Origin of the sequence: Lacticaseibacillus jixiensis (assembly GCF_042847315.1) — a bacterium.
GTDB classification, from domain to species: Bacteria; Bacillota; Bacilli; order Lactobacillales; family Lactobacillaceae; genus Lacticaseibacillus; species Lacticaseibacillus jixiensis.
The window spans coordinates 27,161-42,632 of sequence record NZ_BAAFPR010000017.1; the positions used below are offsets into that span (position 1 = coordinate 27,161).

Sequence of the window (15,472 nt, forward strand, 5' to 3'; positions counted from 1 at the left end):
AAGGGCGGCTCAGCAGTAAAATATGCTGAGTCGCGCCTAAGCATGCTTCTCGACGCGACGAATACACGATCGGGCCAATATTTCCCATCGTGGATTCGCATCGCGGCAGGCAATGAATCTATGATCTTGCTGCCTGCCATTCGTTATTTGATTAAGTACCCGCCGAATGCTAGGCATTCACCTGTGATCTGTGGGTACACCCTTTTCTTTTGCCCGTGGACTAGGTGACCGGGCTTCATCGCGCGCTCTGGGTGAACAGGTCAAGGTCGCAAGCAGCACTTGCTTCCACCAGATCGGCCTGTTGGGGGGGTTCGGCGAACAGACAATCTTGGCCTTCGCTGTCTCCTCTCCCCTATGCGGTTGAGCAAGCATAATATACCGTGAGCCCAAACTGAATGCAAGCGTTTTTCTAACGTTTTACAATAAATTTACAATTCCGGAAATTAGTAAACGGGTCGGTCTGAGCCTTGGGTTGCCGGGTCAGCGATCCCGATACTGTCATTTGCCGCAAAACTCGGTTCCGCAACAATCTTGAGGACGACATCAGCGATACTCTGACGCGAACCTGACACGCCGACATATTGCTCACCCTTATGTGTAACGGTATATTTCACCTCATCACGGTCATTCAGCCAAGGCAGCCGCAGCGTTGTGTAGGTCAGACCAGACTGGGCCAGGAGTTGGTCGGAATGCAGCGCAGTCTGCAAACCACTTCCAACTGATTCCTTGTTCCACGCCCCAAATTTGCCTGGGACTTCGTCATAAATCCCCAGGACATTGGTATAAACGACCCGTTTCACGCCGGCCAGTTTCATGCCGGCAATCACGTTCTTGGTCTGGCGATTGTCTGCGCCATGATCTACCACCCCGACAAAAACCAGGTCTTGATCCTTCATCGCCCCTGCCACATCATCTGCGCTGTCTAAACTGCCTTCAATCAGGGTCACGCGCGGATTGTCAGCCAAAGCCGCCAACCGGGCCTGTTTGCGCAGGAATAAAGTGAGATGAACGTCGTTAAACCGTTCCTCATTCAAAATGCGTTGTGCCACAATACGTGAGATCTGCCCATTAGCGGCCATGATTACAACATTCTTTGTCATTATTTTTTTCTCCTTTGATTAGCTGATGTTCTGAATCCATTCGGTAAGCTGGCGGTCGGCTCGATCGACCTTGTTGCCAGCAACGATCAATGGTGTGGTGAAGTGCGTCGTCTGGCCGCCGATGAAGTGCCGGATCTGGTCGATACTTTCGCCAGCGCCATAGCCGCCTTGTGACATGAACGAGGCTATGGTCTTGTCAGCCAAGCGCGGGCCATACGCCGTTAAGAACGCGGTCATCGGATGGGCCAGCATCATTGCCCAGATGGGATAGCCCAAGTAGATCGTCGTGTATTGCGTGAGGTCTGGCACCTGCATGTTGAGCTCAGGCCAGCTTTGCGATTCTCGCTCTTGGTTGGCTCGCGCTAGCGTCTTGAAGTAGTCACCCGCATACGGCTGCTTGACAACGATTTCTAGCATATCGGCCCCTGTTTCTTGGGCGATCTTCTGCGCAAGCAGTTCGGTGCTGCCTGAGCGGGAAAAATAGATGATCAGTGCCTTAGCCGATGGCGTGAGCTTGCGGGTTGGCGCAGCACTGCTGTTGGTATCTTTCCCATCAGATTGTGTCCCGCGTCCGTGTCCCCACTCAGCGTCGGACTTGGCGAGCTGCGGCACCGCTTCATTAAATGATTGATTCAAATTATCGCTCCTCCAATCTTTTCCTGTCCTCTTAACATGACCACAGGATAAACCTTAAAGCGGACTCCAATGCAAGCCCTTCTGAGAATAACTTTTGGTCTTGCCTTGAACCCAGCTCCAAGGTTTACAATCGCCTTAGAAGATCGAATAGGAGGTGGCGACACGATGAATAAGGAACGTTTAATTTCTTTTGAAGACGCAATCCTGGCCATTATCATGACAATCTTGGTTTTGGAACTCAAGAAACCGGCTGAAGTCTCACTTCAAGGGCTTTGGGCGCTGCATACAAACTTCTTTGCCTATGCGCTCTCATTCTTCTGGCTAGGCGTCATGTGGGTCTCTCATCACAACAACTGGCAAAATGTAAAACAAATCAACATGGGTACTGTCATGCTAACGCTGGTCCTGCTTTTCTTTGCGTCACTGTTTCCATACACGACCAGTTTGGTATCAGATAATTTCAACAACATCACGGCGCAGACGTTCTATGGTGCCATCATCATTGTCATCTCGCTGCTCAACGTCGCCACTTCGGTTAATCTGGGCAAGCTTAATCCCAAGGCTCACTTCCATCTTCTATATACGACGCCGAACTATATTGTCTATCTGGATCTTGGGCTTAAGCTAGTCGGTCTCGTGCTAGCAATCACCGTCTATCCGCCTGCCATGATGATGACGATCTTTCTTGCCAGCGCAATGCTGATGATCGGTTTTACTCAAGTCTAAGGAGAAAAATATGAATATTAAACAAGCTGCGGATCTTTTTAATTTAACGACTGACACCCTACGGTACTACGAGCGCATCGGCGTCGTGCCACCGGTGACTCGCAACGCCAGCGGTTATCGTGACTATCAAACCAGTGATCTAAACTGGATCTACCTAGTCAAATGTCTGCGCGATGCCGGCGTTTCAGTGGAGTCGCTGATCGATTTTGCTACGCTATCACAAGGTGACCGCAATCAGTCCGACCAAACTGCCCAGAAGGCTATTCTGCAAGAACAGCTCGACCGCCTCGAAGAGAAACTGCAACAACTCCAGAAAACCAAGTCCCTGCTTCAGTATAAGATCGACACCTATGATGACCACATCGCCAAATACGTCACGAACTCGACGAAACAGGAAGTTGAGCCGCTTTGGAAACAATTTGAAAAATAGCCTTGCCTTGAAGTCAACTCCAGGGTTTACACTCTCCATGTTGAACAAGAAAGGAAGCACAAAAATTGAAAACTGTTAAATTAAACAATAGCATTGAAGTTCCAATCCTAGGTTTTGGGACCTTCCAGATCACCGACCCAACTGAAGCGGAAAACGCGGTACGCAACGCCATTCAGGCTGGCTATCGGCACATCGACACCGCTCAAAGCTACTTAAACGAAGAAGCCGTTGGCCGCGGCATTGCCACCTCTGGCATCGCCCGCCAAGAGCTGTTTGTCACCACGAAAATCTGGATCGAAAATACCAGCTACGATGGTGTCATGACTTCATTCGAACGGTCCCTGAAGCGCCTCGGGTTAGACTATGTTGACCTTCTGTTGATCCACCAGCCGTACAACGATGTCTATGGCGCTTGGCGGGCAATGGAGGAGTTACAGCAGACTGGCAAGGTACGCGCCATCGGCATCTCAAACTTTGCGGTCGATCGCGCGGTCGATCTATCCCTCTTCAACGATGTCACCCCGCAAATCAACCAAATCGAGGTCAATCCTTTCCAGCAGCAAACCGAGAGCATCGCTGCCTTGCGCCAGGAAGGCATCGCCATCGAGGCCTGGGCCCCGTTTGCAGAAGGCAAAAACGACATTTTCCACAATCCCGTCCTCACTGCAATCGGCGCAAAATATCAAAAGTCTGTGGCCCAAGTGATCCTGCAGTGGTTGGTTGAACAAGACATCATCGTCTTGGCCAAATCCACTAAGCCTGAGCGCATGCAGCAAAACCTCAACATCTTCGACTTCGAACTAACTGACGACGACAAGAAGCAAATCGCCACACTAAACGAAGGGGCAAGCCAGTTCTTCTCCCACAGTGATCCCGCGATGATCAAAGCGCTGGCAAGTCGGAAACTCAACGCCTGATCTATTATCTTCACCGTAGTCGCAGCAGTCCACCACAAGCCCCTGCCCGATTGTTTAAGAAGCTGAGCTCGATATTACCAAATTTATCCGTTACGGCATTGCACTGCCCAGTTTCGTCCCCTCTTGCACACCATCAACAATTGCGCCCTTTTGGCTTGATCCATCACAACATCGATTGCCAACGATGATAAAATTCAAACTTTGCTTCTCCACTGCCTGCAAGCTGAAAAGATTTGGTTGCAATCTTCATCAAAACCGGGCAAACTATGGGTTGGCGCTTGTCGCTAGTTGCTTTTTGGAGGAGAGTTTACTTTGTTAACTAAATTTAAGTTCCGCAGTGTCGTCTCGGGTTTCGTGGCGATGCTCGGTGTGACCATCGGCTTGGCCTACACCACGCCGCAACCGGCCCAAGCCGCTGCGCCAAAGCCTAATACATATGCGTGGTTTGCCGCTCAGAATTATCACAATCAACAAATCATCACCGTTAACGGCAATCGCAGCGACTTTTCAGCCAAAGAGTTGAAGAACACTGGGGCTTGGGCAACTTATAGCAATCTTGACCGTTACAACCGCGCGACTATGGCGCAGGCCAATTTGAACTATAAGCTGATGCCTAAAGCAGCCCGCCAGCCTTTGTATGTGACGCCGACTGGTTGGCATAATAAGAAGCTCAACAGTGGCTACTTGTTTAACCGCAGCCACTTGATCGGCTTTCAACTCACCGGTCAAAACAACAACATGAAGAACCTGATCACCGCCACCGCCTCGTTGAACGCACCAAGTATGGAGCGCTACGAGAATCAAGTTGCCGCTTATCTGCGCACGCACCATAAGAATTACGTTCGCTATCGGGTGCAACCGATTTTCCGCGGCAAAGAATTATTGGCGCGCGGCGTGCACATGGAAGCCCAAAGCCTTGGCAGCAACGCCATTCGCTTCAATGTGTACATCTTCAACGTGCAAAAAGGGGTTACGCTAAACTACACCACTGGCAACAGTGTGGTATCTAAAGCCGCCTTGGCGCCAGTTAAGAAGCCCGCCAAGAAACCGGTGGCCAAAGCACCAGCTAAGAAACCTGCCAAGAAGCCAGTCGCCAAAGCACCAGCTAAGAAGCCTGCGAAAAAGCCAGTCGCCAAAGCACCAGCTAAGAAACCTGCGAAAAAACCAGTCGCCAAAGCACCAGCTAAGAAACCTGCCAAGAAGCCAGTCGCCAAGAAACCGGTGAAAAAACCGGTGGCTAAGAAACCAACCAAGAGCGTTTCTGACAAAACCACAGTTTACATCGTCAATGGCGGTCACGTTTATCACTTGAACCGCAACTGCGCATCGCTCAAGCGCAGCAAGCATGTGTACAAGATGACCTTAAAGCAAGCCAAGGCCAAAGGACACAATCAGAAATGCAAATTGGAACATTAATTTAACCACGCGTCACTGCGGCGGCTCGTTGTTAGAAGTCGATCTCACTATTGGAGGTCGGCTTTTTTTGCGGCGTATGGTTGATGATTTTGATAGACAACATCAGGATTCAGCCTTCCGTCCGGCGCTAACCTCACCAATTACTGCTAAACTGAAAGCAACTGATTCCACTCGATTCGATTTTGGAGGACACCATGACCCAAACCATTTTTATTGTCGAAGATGAACCCACCATTGCCAACACGATCGCAGAATACTTGGCCAAATGGCGCTATGACGTCCACACCGTGCATGATTTCGCCCAAGTTGACCGCGAAATTGCTGCGTGTTCGCCTGACTTGGTACTGATGGATATTCGCCTGCCGTTCTTCAATGGGTTCCACTGGCTGGAAGTGCTGCGGCGCACATCGAAGGTGCCGGTGATTTTCTTGACGAGTGTCAGCGACGACATGAATCTGGTGATGGCCATGAACATGGGCGCCGACGATTATCTCACCAAACCCATCGAACTGCCGGTACTGCTCGCCAAGCTGCAAGGCCTCTTGCGGCGCACCTATGAGTACCAGCAAGCCGATGGTGTGTACCACGCTGGGCCCTTTGAGCTGGCAGCATTAGACAACCGCGTGACTCGCCTGGCGCAAGCTGGGGCACCTGCGCAAAGTGTGGATCTGTCGCCAACTGAAACGCGGATCATGCGCTTGCTGTTTGAAACCCCTGGCGCAGTGGTGGCACGGGAGACAATTATCCACAAACTCTGGGAGAACGACGCCTTCATCGATCAGAACACTCTGGCCGTCACCATGAACCGCTTGCGGCAAAAAGCCGCGGCGATCGGCTTAGACACTGTGATCCAAACCGTCCGCGGCGCCGGCTATCGATTGGCGGTGCATCCTGATGCGTAATTTAGCCGCCTATTTGCGCGCTCGCCGGCTGCTTTGGCTGGTTCTTGTGACCTTATTGATCATCGCTTGCGGCTTGACTTACTTAGAAAACCTGCCTCCGGTGGCGCTGCTTGACGGCGTGGTGATCAGCGCCGCAGTCCTGGTGCCAATACTGGCAGTAGATGCTTGGCATTGGTGTGCGCAGCTGGCGCTATTGCAAGCAACTTATGCCGATGCCCCCCTGGACCACTTGCCGGCACCCCAAGATGCGCAAATCGAGCGCTACCAGCAGCTGCTTGCCGCCCAATTTCAAACAAAAGGGCAAGCCCAAGCTGATGCCGCTGGCCAAATGCAAACGTTAAGTGATCATTTTGCCTTGTGGAGCCACCAGATGAAAACCCCACTAGCTGCGCTGGATCTGCTGCTGCAAGTGCCACCGGTTAAAGTCGCCGCGGCGCGCGGCGAGGTCAAGCGCATCGAGCGCTATGTGCAAATGATGCTGACGTATCTGAAATTCAACGACGTCAACCGCGACTTGGTATTGCGCGAAACTGCCTTGACCCCGCTGGTCAACCAAGTCGTGCGCGACTTAGCGGATTTATTCATCGAGAAGAACCTCGCCGTGCAAGTCGATGCCTTGCCCACCATCGTGACCGACAGCCAGTGGTTCAAGTTTATTCTGGAACAGCTGCTGACCAACGCCGCCAAATACACTGAAACCGGCGGCGTTCATGTGTATGCGCAAGGCGACGCCGTGGTCGTCGCCGACAGCGGCATCGGGATCGCCGCGAGCGATTTGCCGCGGCTGTTTGAGCCAGGCTTTTCCGGCTACAATGGGCGCATGAATCAGAAGGCCAGCGGTTTAGGTCTTTCAATGAGCCAAACGATCGCGACACAACTAGGCCTTAAGCTAAGCGTTTCATCACAAATCGGCCAAGGCACCAAGGTGTTCATCCATCTGACTCAGCAAAGCTGGCCCAGCGAGTAAGCCTTACACAATTGTAAGGAAACCGCCAAGCTTCGTAAGTATTTTTCCAAAGCGGTGGGCCTTATGCTTAAATCATCAACTGCTCACAGGAGGACCACATGCCAATTCTAGAACTTAACAACGTCGCCAAAACGTACCACACGCGTTTCAACGCCAACGCGGTGCAAGCGTTGACGGACATTTCGCTGTCAGTTGAAGCCGGCGAATATGTTGCCATCATGGGCGAATCCGGCTCAGGCAAAAGTACCTTGCTTAACTTGATCGCTGCGCTGGACAAGCCAACTGCCGGCAATATCAACCTCAATGGTACCGAACTCAGCACGATCTCGGAAAGCCGCTCGGCGAAGTTTCGCCGCGAACACCTGGGTTTTGTTTTCCAAGACTTCAACTTGCTGGACACCTTCAACGTCAAAGACAACATCCTGCTGCCGCTGGTTTTGAGCAAAACGCCGGTACCCGCCATGAACCAGCGCGTGAACGCCTTGGCGCCGCAACTTGGCTTAGCCGACAAGCTGACTAAGTTTCCTTATGAGCTTTCCGGCGGCCAACAGCAGCGTGTCGCCGCCGCACGCGCTTTGATCACCCAACCGGCGCTGCTGTTAGCAGATGAACCGACTGGCGCACTTGATTCACACACTGCAGATGAGCTGCTTAAGTTGTTTTCAAAGCGGAATCGCTCTGGCCAAACCATCTTGATGGTGACCCACTCTGCCGTTGCCGCCAGCCACGCCCAGCGCGTCGTCTTCATCCGCGACGGCCGCTTGTTCCACCAGTTGTATCGCGGCGACTTAAGCCAAGATGACATGCTGATCAAAATCAGCGATACCATGACGGCAATGCTGGCGCAACAAGCCCCAAAGCGCAACCAGGAGGCGGATTAATGTTCTACTTTCGCTTAGCGGCAACCAACTTGCGCGCGCATAAGCGCATTTTTGTGCCATTCTTATTGGCCATGACCTTGCTGACGATCATGAATGTGATCATGCTGTCGGTGCATGCTGACGCCAAGGCGATTTTTGCCAATAATGGCGACGGCACACAAGCGGCAGCGACTGAAATGTTCAAGTACGGCGCCATTGTCATGGTGCTGCTTGGGGTGATCTTGGCCTGGTATGCCAACGGGTTCTTGCTCAAGCAGCGCACCAAACAGCTGGCTTTATATAATGTGATCGGCTTTGGCAAGCGCGAGCTGCGCTTGATGGTCACCGCCGAGCTGGTCATTTGCGCCGCCATCAGCATCCCCTTGGGTGTGCTGTTTGGAATCGCATTTGCTCGGCTGAGCTATCTCGTCTTAGGCAAAATGCTCGGCATTCCAGGGCAAGTCACCTTTGGTCTGGACGGGCTGCCGCTGCTTGAAGCTGCTGGCATCATCGCCTTGATCTATTTGTTGTTGATCTTGCTGGATGCCAACTGGCTGCGCAAACATCAGCCGCTGGAAATGCTGCAGGCAGTCAGTGCCGGCGAGCGCGAGCCCAAAACCCGCTGGCTGTTGCTGGTGATCGGCGTCGTCACCTTGGCTGGCGGATACGCGGCGGCCATTGGCATCACTGATCCGCTAGGCGCATTGCAGTGGTTCTTCATTGCAGTGGTTTTGGTGATCATTGGTACCTATGCCCTGTTTATCGCCGGATCCGTGTTCATCTATAAGCTGCTGCGCAAGAATCAGCACTACTACTATCAGCCTGCCCACTTCATCAACGTCGCCAACATGATCCACCGCATGCGGCAGAATGGCGCCGGGCTGGCTTCCATCACGATTCTGGCTACGATGACGCTGGTCACCATCGCCACGACCATCACCTTGTACTTAGGCGTTCCCCAAATCGTCAGTGCCACCGACCCTGCCGATTTGACCTACCTGCGAGAAACGTTGGCTGAATCGCCAAAAAGCAAACTCACCCCTGCGCAAAACCAACAACAAGTGGCCGACTTGGCCGCCAAGCATCACGTGACCATCACCAAGCGCACTGTCGCTACCATCAGCGCCAGCTTGCCGCTGCGCTTTATTGGCAAGCAAGTGCGCCTGGCCTCAGACCAAGACTACTCCGGCTTATTCGGCCCCAAAAAAGGACTCATGAGCAGCGACTTAATGACGCTTGCCCACTACAATCAAATGACTGGCCAACACCTGCAGCTGGCAAACGGTGAGGTTTTCTTTGGCAACAGCCGCCAATTAAAGCCAACCACCTTACAATTTGGCAATGGCGCCGCGCTGCGCGTTCGCGGTCAGGCCAAGATGGCCTATTCCGCCAACGTGTCAGCAATGGGCAATGCCTTATTGGTTTTCAAAGATCAAGCCGCCATGCAGCAAGCCGTGAACGCCTTAGGAGCTAAAGTGGCGCATTATGCAGCCGCCACTTTAGCCCGCCCGCAAACAACCATTTATCTTGAGCTCAAAGGCAGCGACCGCAACCAAATCGCCTTGACCAAAGCCGTCGATCGCGCCAAAATCGGTACCTTCAACGTCCGCGGCGCGGCTTCTAGTCGCAACACGGTGTTACATTGGATGAGTGCTTTCTTGTTCATGGGCATTCTGCTAGGCATCATGTTCATCCTGGCCACTGCCTTGATCCTTTACTACAAACAAGTTTCCGAAGGCCTCGCTGACGCCAAGCGCTACCAAATCCTTCAGCAAGTGGGCTTATCACAGCGCGAAGTGCGTGCCACGATCAACTCCCAACTGCTCACCTTGTTCTACATTCCGCTGCTTGTGGCAGGTGTGCACACCGCCATTGCGGCGCCGTTTATCCAACGGGTGCTGACCTTATTCCAAATTTACAACTGGGGTCAGTTCGCCGGGATCGTTGCCGGTACCCTTGCGGTATTTGCAGTGTTATATGTCGCCATTTACAAAGCCACCGCGCAAGTTTATTACAAAATCGTCAAATAACCACAAAAACTGGCCAGCCCCGCTTCCGTGATGAAAGCAGGCTGGCCAGTTTTGTTTGTGCGATCATCTTGGGCCACATTGATTACGGCTTGATCTCTTGCTGAGACATTCGCTGCTTGATCAGATCCAAACCGATCACCATCGCCGCGATCATTGGCGTCAAGCGCTGATACGTTGGCGCAGCTGGCTGATACTTGCTGCGCGCTTTGGTCGTCTTGTGCAGGATCGACGCCAGTGGCGCAATCGCAGCGTTCAGCTCCTGGTTGGTAAGTGGTTGCTGATTGCCGCCAACCACTGCTGCCGCAACCTGTAAGGCATTGATGCGGTTAAGCAGCAGCGTTGCTTGTGCCGTGCCTGGCGCAAACTTTGGCTGCATCTTTTGACAATTATTAATGGTTGCCGCATACACCTTTAGAGCCTCAGCCCTTTGTGCTTCTGTTGTCATCATCCTGCTCACTCCTTTATTGGGCCAGCGGCTTGGCAAAATGCTGACCGAAAAACCAAACGATTAACGCAAGCACGACCAGCACTGCCAACCAAGGCAAACCGCCATGGACTGTATAATCGTTAATGACCCGCGTCAACAATTTGGGCCCCCAAGTGGTGTTGCGCACCGCCAAGATGCTGCCGCCAATCAACAGTGCTACCACCCCACCCAGCAGCGACATCGCCACTTGGGCACGCTCAGGACCATAGCGCAGCTGATAACTCAGCGTCACCCCAAGAATCAAGAAAATAATCAACGCCAGTGACCCCCCCATCGCAAACACCGTACTCAAGGCGATGGCCCAGTGCGCATAGGCGCGATAGGCTACCGCCAGTGCAGTGATCACGATAGTCGTGGCACTGATCACGGCTAACAACAACGCGAACTTCTGCGTCACGTATTGTCCAGCGGTGATTGGCAGGGTCAAGATAAATTGCAAACCATGATTTTCTTGATCCGCACTAACGGTGGCTAACATCACCAGCGACATCGTCAAGCTGGCGACCCCCATCCCCAGGACGATCCCCGTTTGCCGAAAAACCAGCAGCGCCCCAATGGCTAATACCACGGTGATCAAAGCCGCCAGCCATTGCGATTTCAACAGCAAGTAATCCTTAAGCCATAAGCCTTTCATGATTGTTCCTCCTCCGTCAACAACACCAGCAGATCATCAAGCGTCGCCGGTTCGATCACGAGTTGCGGGTAGTTCTCTTGGTAATATTCTCGTTGATCGGTTAAGGCTTGATAACCAAATGGCCGAGGTTTCACCGCCAACAAATGATCTGTTTTGACCTGGTCATACTGTGGCGCAGTCAACTTCAGCACGCCATAATTCGTTTGGATCTCATCGACAGTTGCTGCCAACTTGATGTGCCCTGCATCAAGCAACACAATGCGATCACAAAGCGTTTCCAGATCCGTGGAAATGTGCGAACTTAACAAAATCGCCCGGCCGCTTCTGGCATCCAAATAATCTTGCATCATTGCCAACACCTCTTGGCGCACCAGCACATCCAACCCGCTAGTCGGCTCGTCCAGCAGTAAGAAATCCGCTTCATGACTCATGGCGACCAACAACTTTGCTTTAGCCTTCATCCCAGTGGAAAAGCCTTTTAATGACTTGTTTAGCGGTAAGTGCTGCTTTGTGCAACTGGTTAAGAACTCAGCTTGGCTAAAATTTGGATAGCTGGCCTGCATAATTCGTCCAATATCCTGCAAAGTGAAACTCTCGGCAAAGAAACTCTCCGGAAAAGTTGTCCCGATTCGCGCTTTGTCCTTAGGCGCAAGTGTTGCGACCGGCTGATCAAAAAGAGTGACCGCACCACTATCTGGCACCAGCAAATTTAGGATAGCTTTGAACGTTGTCGACTTTCCTGCGCCATTGCGGCCAATCAAGCCGACGACTTCATCTTCTGCTACGGAAAATGATACGTCCAAATCAAAATTCGGATAATGCATCTGCAACCGTTTAACATCTAGCATTAGTCTGCCTCATCTAATAACAACGCCACCAGCTCACGGATCTGAGCATCAGCCAACCCAAATTGACGCGCTTTGTTGATTGCGGCGTCGAAAGCGGCCTCTAATTCTAGGCGTTGTTGTTCTTTCTCAATATTTGGATCAATTTGGGCCACGAAGCTGCCTTTGCCTTGGACCGTTGTGATCAAGCCGGCTTGCTCCAACTGGTCATAGGCTTTCTTCACCGTTAACGCAGAGATCTGCAGGTCGCGCGCCAAGCGCCGCACCGATGGCAGTGCTTCTCCTGCTGGTAATTGATGATCAGCGATTTGTTGACGAAACTGCGCAACGATCTGTTCATAAATCGGGATCATGGTATTGTGTTGAATAATAATTGGCATAGGAGGCCTCCTTGCGATAAACAGTATATAACAGTGCATATCAGTGTCAACACTTTTTCTCGCTGACGCAAAAAATTCACGCGAGAAAGATTGCTTCCTGGCGCAGCGTATCTCTGCCTCACCTTTGCCCGCGCAACCACGATATTCGCCAACGCTTCACTGCAAGGCTTATACTAAAGTCAACACGTGGAAAACGAGGTTTGAAGCATGGCAACTGCATTGATTCTATTATTGGCAGGCTTAGGTGGCGGCTTGGTGTCATCAATGGCGGGGATGGCGTCGTTGATCACCTATCCGGTCTTGATTGCGCTTGGGGTGCCGCCGGTTTCGGCTAACGTCACCAATTCAGCGGCGATGATTTTTACCGGCGTCGGGGCCGGCTTGTCTTCTGCCAAAGAATTGCGGGCCAATCGCCATTTGATGCTGATCGTCACCAGCTACACGGTTATCGGCAGCATTCTCGGCGCGTTGATCTTGGCGATCGCGCCGGCAGCCAGCTTCGCTAAAGTCGTGCCGTTTCTCATTGCGCTGGCAGGCGGTTTGATGTTGTACTCTGCTTGGCATCGGCCAGGCGACGCGGAGATATCTGAGGCTGTGACTGGCTGGCGCGTAGTCGTGCGCAACTTGATGATCGGCTTAGTCGGTGTCTATCTTGGGTATTTTGGCGCCGCAGCGGGGATCGTGATGCTGGCGATCCTGTCGGTTTCCTTGCCGCTGACTTTTGGTGTGGCGAATGCGCTGAAGAACTTCACCACTTTTGCCGCCAATATTGTGTCGCTGGTGATTTATGCCTTCACCACGCATGTGTACTGGCTGATGGTGGTGCCGTTGGGGCTGGGGATGTTCATCGGCGGCATGATCGGCCCGATGGTGGTGCGGCATGTGCCGCAACGCGCGATTCGCATTATTATCGGTATCGCAGCGTTTGGGCTGGCAGGATATTTCTTCTATACGGCATATTGCTAAACAAGGCGTGGACGATGAAGTCCACGCCTTTTGCTATGTGTCATCTGGCAAATCGATCAAACCCGCAACGCCGCAATCCGCCTGGAATATGATGCATTAATTAAATATTGAGCATATTATGGAGGCGTACACATTGACAAATACTGTATTGATTACCGGTGCCAATCGCGGCATCGGTTTTGAAGTGGCCCGCCAGCTTGGGCGCAAAGGCTGGCTGATCTTATTAGGCGCCCGCAGCGAGCAGCGCGGCCAAGCCGCCGTGGCGCGTTTGGCGCAAGAACATATCCAAGCGCAGTGGCTGCACATTGATCTGGATGAGCTGGCGACGGTGCACACCGCAGCAAAGTTTGTGGCCCACCACCATCCAGAACTGAGCTTGCTGATCAACAATGCCGGCATTGCCGGCGACATGGCGGCTGACCCAATGGCGACCAACACCGAAGATCTGCAAGCGACTTTAAACGTGAATGTCGTTGGCACATTTGAGATGATCAAAGCCTTCACCCCGCTTTTGCAACGCAATCACGGCCGGATCGCCAACATGACCATTCCCGTTAACCCCAGCCGCTTCTGGCATCCTTTCAGCTACATCATCAGCAAGTCTGCGATGAATCAAATGGTGAAAATGTTTGGCCAGCACTTCGCCAGTCAGCACATCCCCGTTGACATTTTCTCGATCATGCCTGGTGGCGTGTCAACGGATCTGAACCACCATCTGCAAAGTCCTTTCGTGCGGCCTGTTGAAGAAGGCGCAGCAGCCGTGGTCAAGATCGCCACTGATGGCCGGCATCATCAAGGCAAAGTCGTCACCGATTATGGTTTGGGAAATTCGCTGAAGCGCCTGGTTTTAAGCCGCAAACAATCCTGAACGGCGGACTTCGTCAACATGATCTTGGCCCGTCATATTGAGACATTTTCTCGGCTTCCTTGCTTGACAAGGTAGTGTCACAGCGCTATCCTTGCAATACAAGATAGTGGAAGGTGAATGCATGCGCAGACTACCCTCGCAATTGCTCAAAGGCGCGCTGGAAGGCGCATTGTTGCAAATCATTGCCAAGCATGAGACCTATGCTTATGAGCTTCATCAAGCGCTGGTCGACGCCGGTTTTGGCGAAGTCGCAGACGGCACGATTTATCCGTTGTTGCTCAAGCTGGAACGCACCAAGCAAATCGCCGGTGAAAAGCGCGCCTCCCCTAACGGCGGCCCGCCGCGTAAATATTATCACCTGCTGCCAGCCGGAGCAGCAGCACTAGCGGAATTTGATGCAGATTGGGCCCAATTGGCCAAGGCGATGCGCCGATTGAAGGAGGACAACTGATGGGTGAGCCCTTGTTACCAGAAAACCAAGCGTATTACGAGCGGCTGGCCGCGTATGTCACCGATGCGCTGGACGTTGACGGCAACGCCGCAGAAGCGACCATGGCCGAAATTCACGCCGATTTACTGCAAGCGCAACAAGATGGCATCAGCGCCGTAGATTACTTCGGCCAAGATCCGCAAACCATCGGCAAACAATTAGTCGCAAACCTGCCGCATCATACTTGGCAAGATTGGTTGCGCTTTGCGCTGCTCGCTTATGCGGCGGCCTTTAGCTTGTTGACTTGGCGCTATGTTTGGGATGGCGTGGCCAAGGTACCCTTGGGGACTGCGGCGCTGTTAGGCGCGGTGTTGCCAGTGGCGATCTTGATCGGGTTGGCGATTTATCGCCGCGGTACGTTTAAACGCAAGCGATTTCGCGACTCTGGCATCGTGGTGATGGTGGTGTGTCAAATCGTGTTGTTGCCGCTAAGCGACCTTTGCCCAAAAATTGGGCGCGTCGCCTTGCCCAGCCTCTTGATCGGCGGCGTCGGCTTTGGTATGGCGCTGATCCTGGTGGGACTTGGGATTTGGCTGGGGATGCATTCTTGGCTTGTCGCAACGTTGTTTAGCGCCTTTGCCACCTTGTTTGCCGTACCGGCAGTCGATGCGCTCATCACCTTGCCAGGCTGGTGGGGGCGGCTGTTGATTCCGGGAATGTTTGGTGCCCTGCTGCTGGTCATCTATTTGGGCGACATGCTGATGCCGGCCAAATGGCAAGCCAAAGCCCAACCGTAATTGTGCGATACCAACGCCAAACAAGCTCATGTCCTTGACTACCCACAAACACGCGCCCACCACTTGGTGAGCGCGTGTTTT

The 15,472-nt window shown here is 52.7% G+C and carries 18 protein-coding genes; 12 read left to right on the top strand and 6 right to left on the bottom strand.

What is annotated here, in order from left to right:
- Positions 1–443: 443 nt before the first annotated feature.
- Both ACGG90_RS10615 and ACGG90_RS10620 read right to left on the bottom strand, forming a co-directional pair.
- A complete protein-coding gene (locus ACGG90_RS10615; RefSeq protein WP_390409248.1) occupies positions 444–1,100 on the bottom strand; it encodes an NAD(P)H-binding protein in 657 nt (218 codons plus the stop codon).
- 18 nt (positions 1,101–1,118) lie between these two features.
- Entirely contained in the window at positions 1,119–1,736 is a 618-nt protein-coding gene (locus ACGG90_RS10620; protein WP_390409250.1) for a flavodoxin, read from the bottom strand.
- A gap of 165 nt (positions 1,737–1,901) precedes the next feature.
- Between ACGG90_RS10620 and ACGG90_RS10625 the strand changes: the two genes are divergently transcribed.
- The 8 genes from ACGG90_RS10625 to ACGG90_RS10660 all read left to right on the top strand — a co-directional run bounded on the left by ACGG90_RS10625 (position 1,902) and on the right by ACGG90_RS10660 (position 9,984).
- Positions 1,902–2,462: a TMEM175 family protein gene (locus tag ACGG90_RS10625; protein WP_390409252.1), complete on the top strand. Its 561-nt coding sequence runs from the start codon at positions 1,902–1,904 to the stop codon at positions 2,460–2,462.
- Positions 2,463–2,472: 10 nt separating this feature from the next.
- Positions 2,473–2,892, top strand: coding sequence for a MerR family transcriptional regulator (locus ACGG90_RS10630; protein WP_390409254.1), 420 nt, complete (start codon positions 2,473–2,475; stop codon positions 2,890–2,892).
- Positions 2,893–2,957: 65 nt separating this feature from the next.
- Positions 2,958–3,809, top strand: a complete 852-nt coding sequence (locus tag ACGG90_RS10635) for an aldo/keto reductase (RefSeq protein ID WP_390409256.1) — start codon at positions 2,958–2,960, stop codon at positions 3,807–3,809.
- A 312-nt stretch (positions 3,810–4,121) separates the two neighbouring features.
- Complete coding sequence (locus ACGG90_RS10640) at positions 4,122–5,225, top strand: DNA/RNA non-specific endonuclease (RefSeq protein ID WP_390409257.1); 1,104 nt, start codon at positions 4,122–4,124, stop codon at positions 5,223–5,225.
- A 194-nt stretch (positions 5,226–5,419) separates the two neighbouring features.
- Positions 5,420–6,127: a response regulator transcription factor gene (locus ACGG90_RS10645; protein ID WP_390409259.1), complete on the top strand. Its 708-nt coding sequence runs from the start codon at positions 5,420–5,422 to the stop codon at positions 6,125–6,127.
- On the top strand, positions 6,120–7,094 hold the full coding sequence (locus ACGG90_RS10650; protein WP_390409261.1) for a sensor histidine kinase: 975 nt from the start codon (positions 6,120–6,122) through the stop codon (positions 7,092–7,094). Before ACGG90_RS10645 ends, ACGG90_RS10650 begins: the two co-directional genes overlap by 8 nt.
- A gap of 98 nt (positions 7,095–7,192) precedes the next feature.
- Entirely contained in the window at positions 7,193–7,975 is a 783-nt protein-coding gene (locus tag ACGG90_RS10655) for an ABC transporter ATP-binding protein (RefSeq protein ID WP_390409263.1), read from the top strand.
- Positions 7,975–9,984: an FtsX-like permease family protein gene (locus tag ACGG90_RS10660; RefSeq protein WP_390409265.1), complete on the top strand. Its 2,010-nt coding sequence runs from the start codon at positions 7,975–7,977 to the stop codon at positions 9,982–9,984. The genes ACGG90_RS10655 and ACGG90_RS10660 overlap by 1 nt, the downstream gene beginning before the upstream one ends.
- Before the next feature lie 82 nt (positions 9,985–10,066).
- On the opposite strand, the gene ACGG90_RS10665 is transcribed toward ACGG90_RS10660, so the two are convergent.
- The 4 genes from ACGG90_RS10665 to ACGG90_RS10680 are packed head-to-tail and all read right to left on the bottom strand — an operon-like array spanning position 10,067 to position 12,330.
- Positions 10,067–10,432, bottom strand: coding sequence for a hypothetical protein (locus ACGG90_RS10665; protein WP_390409267.1), 366 nt, complete (start codon positions 10,430–10,432; stop codon positions 10,067–10,069).
- Between the two features lie 13 nt (positions 10,433–10,445).
- A complete protein-coding gene (locus tag ACGG90_RS10670) occupies positions 10,446–11,105 on the bottom strand; it encodes an ABC-2 transporter permease (RefSeq protein WP_390409269.1) in 660 nt (219 codons plus the stop codon).
- Positions 11,102–11,953, bottom strand: a complete 852-nt coding sequence (locus tag ACGG90_RS10675; protein WP_390409270.1) for an ABC transporter ATP-binding protein — start codon at positions 11,951–11,953, stop codon at positions 11,102–11,104. Before ACGG90_RS10675 ends, ACGG90_RS10670 begins: the two co-directional genes overlap by 4 nt.
- Positions 11,953–12,330, bottom strand: a complete 378-nt coding sequence (locus ACGG90_RS10680; protein WP_390409272.1) for a GntR family transcriptional regulator — start codon at positions 12,328–12,330, stop codon at positions 11,953–11,955. The genes ACGG90_RS10675 and ACGG90_RS10680 overlap by 1 nt, the downstream gene beginning before the upstream one ends.
- A gap of 207 nt (positions 12,331–12,537) precedes the next feature.
- Here ACGG90_RS10680 and ACGG90_RS10685 point away from each other — a divergent pair, with 207 nt between their 5' ends.
- From ACGG90_RS10685 to ACGG90_RS10700, 4 genes are all read left to right on the top strand, one after another.
- The gene (locus ACGG90_RS10685) at positions 12,538–13,296 is read left to right on the top strand and encodes a sulfite exporter TauE/SafE family protein (RefSeq protein WP_390409274.1); all 759 of its coding nucleotides are present in this window, start codon (positions 12,538–12,540) and stop codon (positions 13,294–13,296) included.
- Positions 13,297–13,429: 133 nt separating this feature from the next.
- Entirely contained in the window at positions 13,430–14,164 is a 735-nt protein-coding gene (locus ACGG90_RS10690) for an SDR family NAD(P)-dependent oxidoreductase (RefSeq protein ID WP_390409276.1), read from the top strand.
- Positions 14,165–14,285: 121 nt separating this feature from the next.
- Positions 14,286–14,615, top strand: a complete 330-nt coding sequence (locus tag ACGG90_RS10695; RefSeq protein ID WP_390409278.1) for a PadR family transcriptional regulator — start codon at positions 14,286–14,288, stop codon at positions 14,613–14,615.
- Positions 14,615–15,391 carry a hypothetical protein gene (locus tag ACGG90_RS10700; RefSeq protein ID WP_390409280.1) on the top strand — a complete coding sequence of 259 codons (777 nt, stop codon included), beginning with the start codon at positions 14,615–14,617 and terminating at the stop codon, positions 15,389–15,391. Before ACGG90_RS10695 ends, ACGG90_RS10700 begins: the two co-directional genes overlap by 1 nt.
- Positions 15,392–15,472 lie beyond the last annotated feature (81 nt).

Excerpts from the sequence above, each read along its gene's own strand:
- ACGG90_RS10615 (WP_390409248.1), bottom strand. The coding sequence starts at position 1,100 with ATGACAAAGAATGTTGTAATCATGGCCGCTAATGGGCAGATCTCACGT.
- ACGG90_RS10625 (WP_390409252.1), top strand. The coding sequence starts at position 1,902 with ATGAATAAGGAACGTTTAATTTCTTTTGAAGACGCAATCCTGGCCATT.
- ACGG90_RS10630 (WP_390409254.1), top strand. The coding sequence starts at position 2,473 with ATGAATATTAAACAAGCTGCGGATCTTTTTAATTTAACGACTGACACC.
- ACGG90_RS10645 (WP_390409259.1), top strand. The coding sequence starts at position 5,420 with ATGACCCAAACCATTTTTATTGTCGAAGATGAACCCACCATTGCCAAC.
- ACGG90_RS10650 (WP_390409261.1), top strand. The coding sequence starts at position 6,120 with ATGCGTAATTTAGCCGCCTATTTGCGCGCTCGCCGGCTGCTTTGGCTG.
- ACGG90_RS10655 (WP_390409263.1), top strand. The coding sequence starts at position 7,193 with ATGCCAATTCTAGAACTTAACAACGTCGCCAAAACGTACCACACGCGT.
- ACGG90_RS10660 (WP_390409265.1), top strand. The coding sequence starts at position 7,975 with ATGTTCTACTTTCGCTTAGCGGCAACCAACTTGCGCGCGCATAAGCGC.
- ACGG90_RS10665 (WP_390409267.1), bottom strand. The coding sequence starts at position 10,432 with ATGATGACAACAGAAGCACAAAGGGCTGAGGCTCTAAAGGTGTATGCG.
- ACGG90_RS10670 (WP_390409269.1), bottom strand. The coding sequence starts at position 11,105 with ATGAAAGGCTTATGGCTTAAGGATTACTTGCTGTTGAAATCGCAATGG.
- ACGG90_RS10675 (WP_390409270.1), bottom strand. The coding sequence starts at position 11,953 with ATGCTAGATGTTAAACGGTTGCAGATGCATTATCCGAATTTTGATTTG.
- ACGG90_RS10680 (WP_390409272.1), bottom strand. The coding sequence starts at position 12,330 with ATGCCAATTATTATTCAACACAATACCATGATCCCGATTTATGAACAG.
- ACGG90_RS10685 (WP_390409274.1), top strand. The coding sequence starts at position 12,538 with ATGGCAACTGCATTGATTCTATTATTGGCAGGCTTAGGTGGCGGCTTG.
- ACGG90_RS10695 (WP_390409278.1), top strand. The coding sequence starts at position 14,286 with ATGCGCAGACTACCCTCGCAATTGCTCAAAGGCGCGCTGGAAGGCGCA.
- ACGG90_RS10700 (WP_390409280.1), top strand. The coding sequence starts at position 14,615 with ATGGGTGAGCCCTTGTTACCAGAAAACCAAGCGTATTACGAGCGGCTG.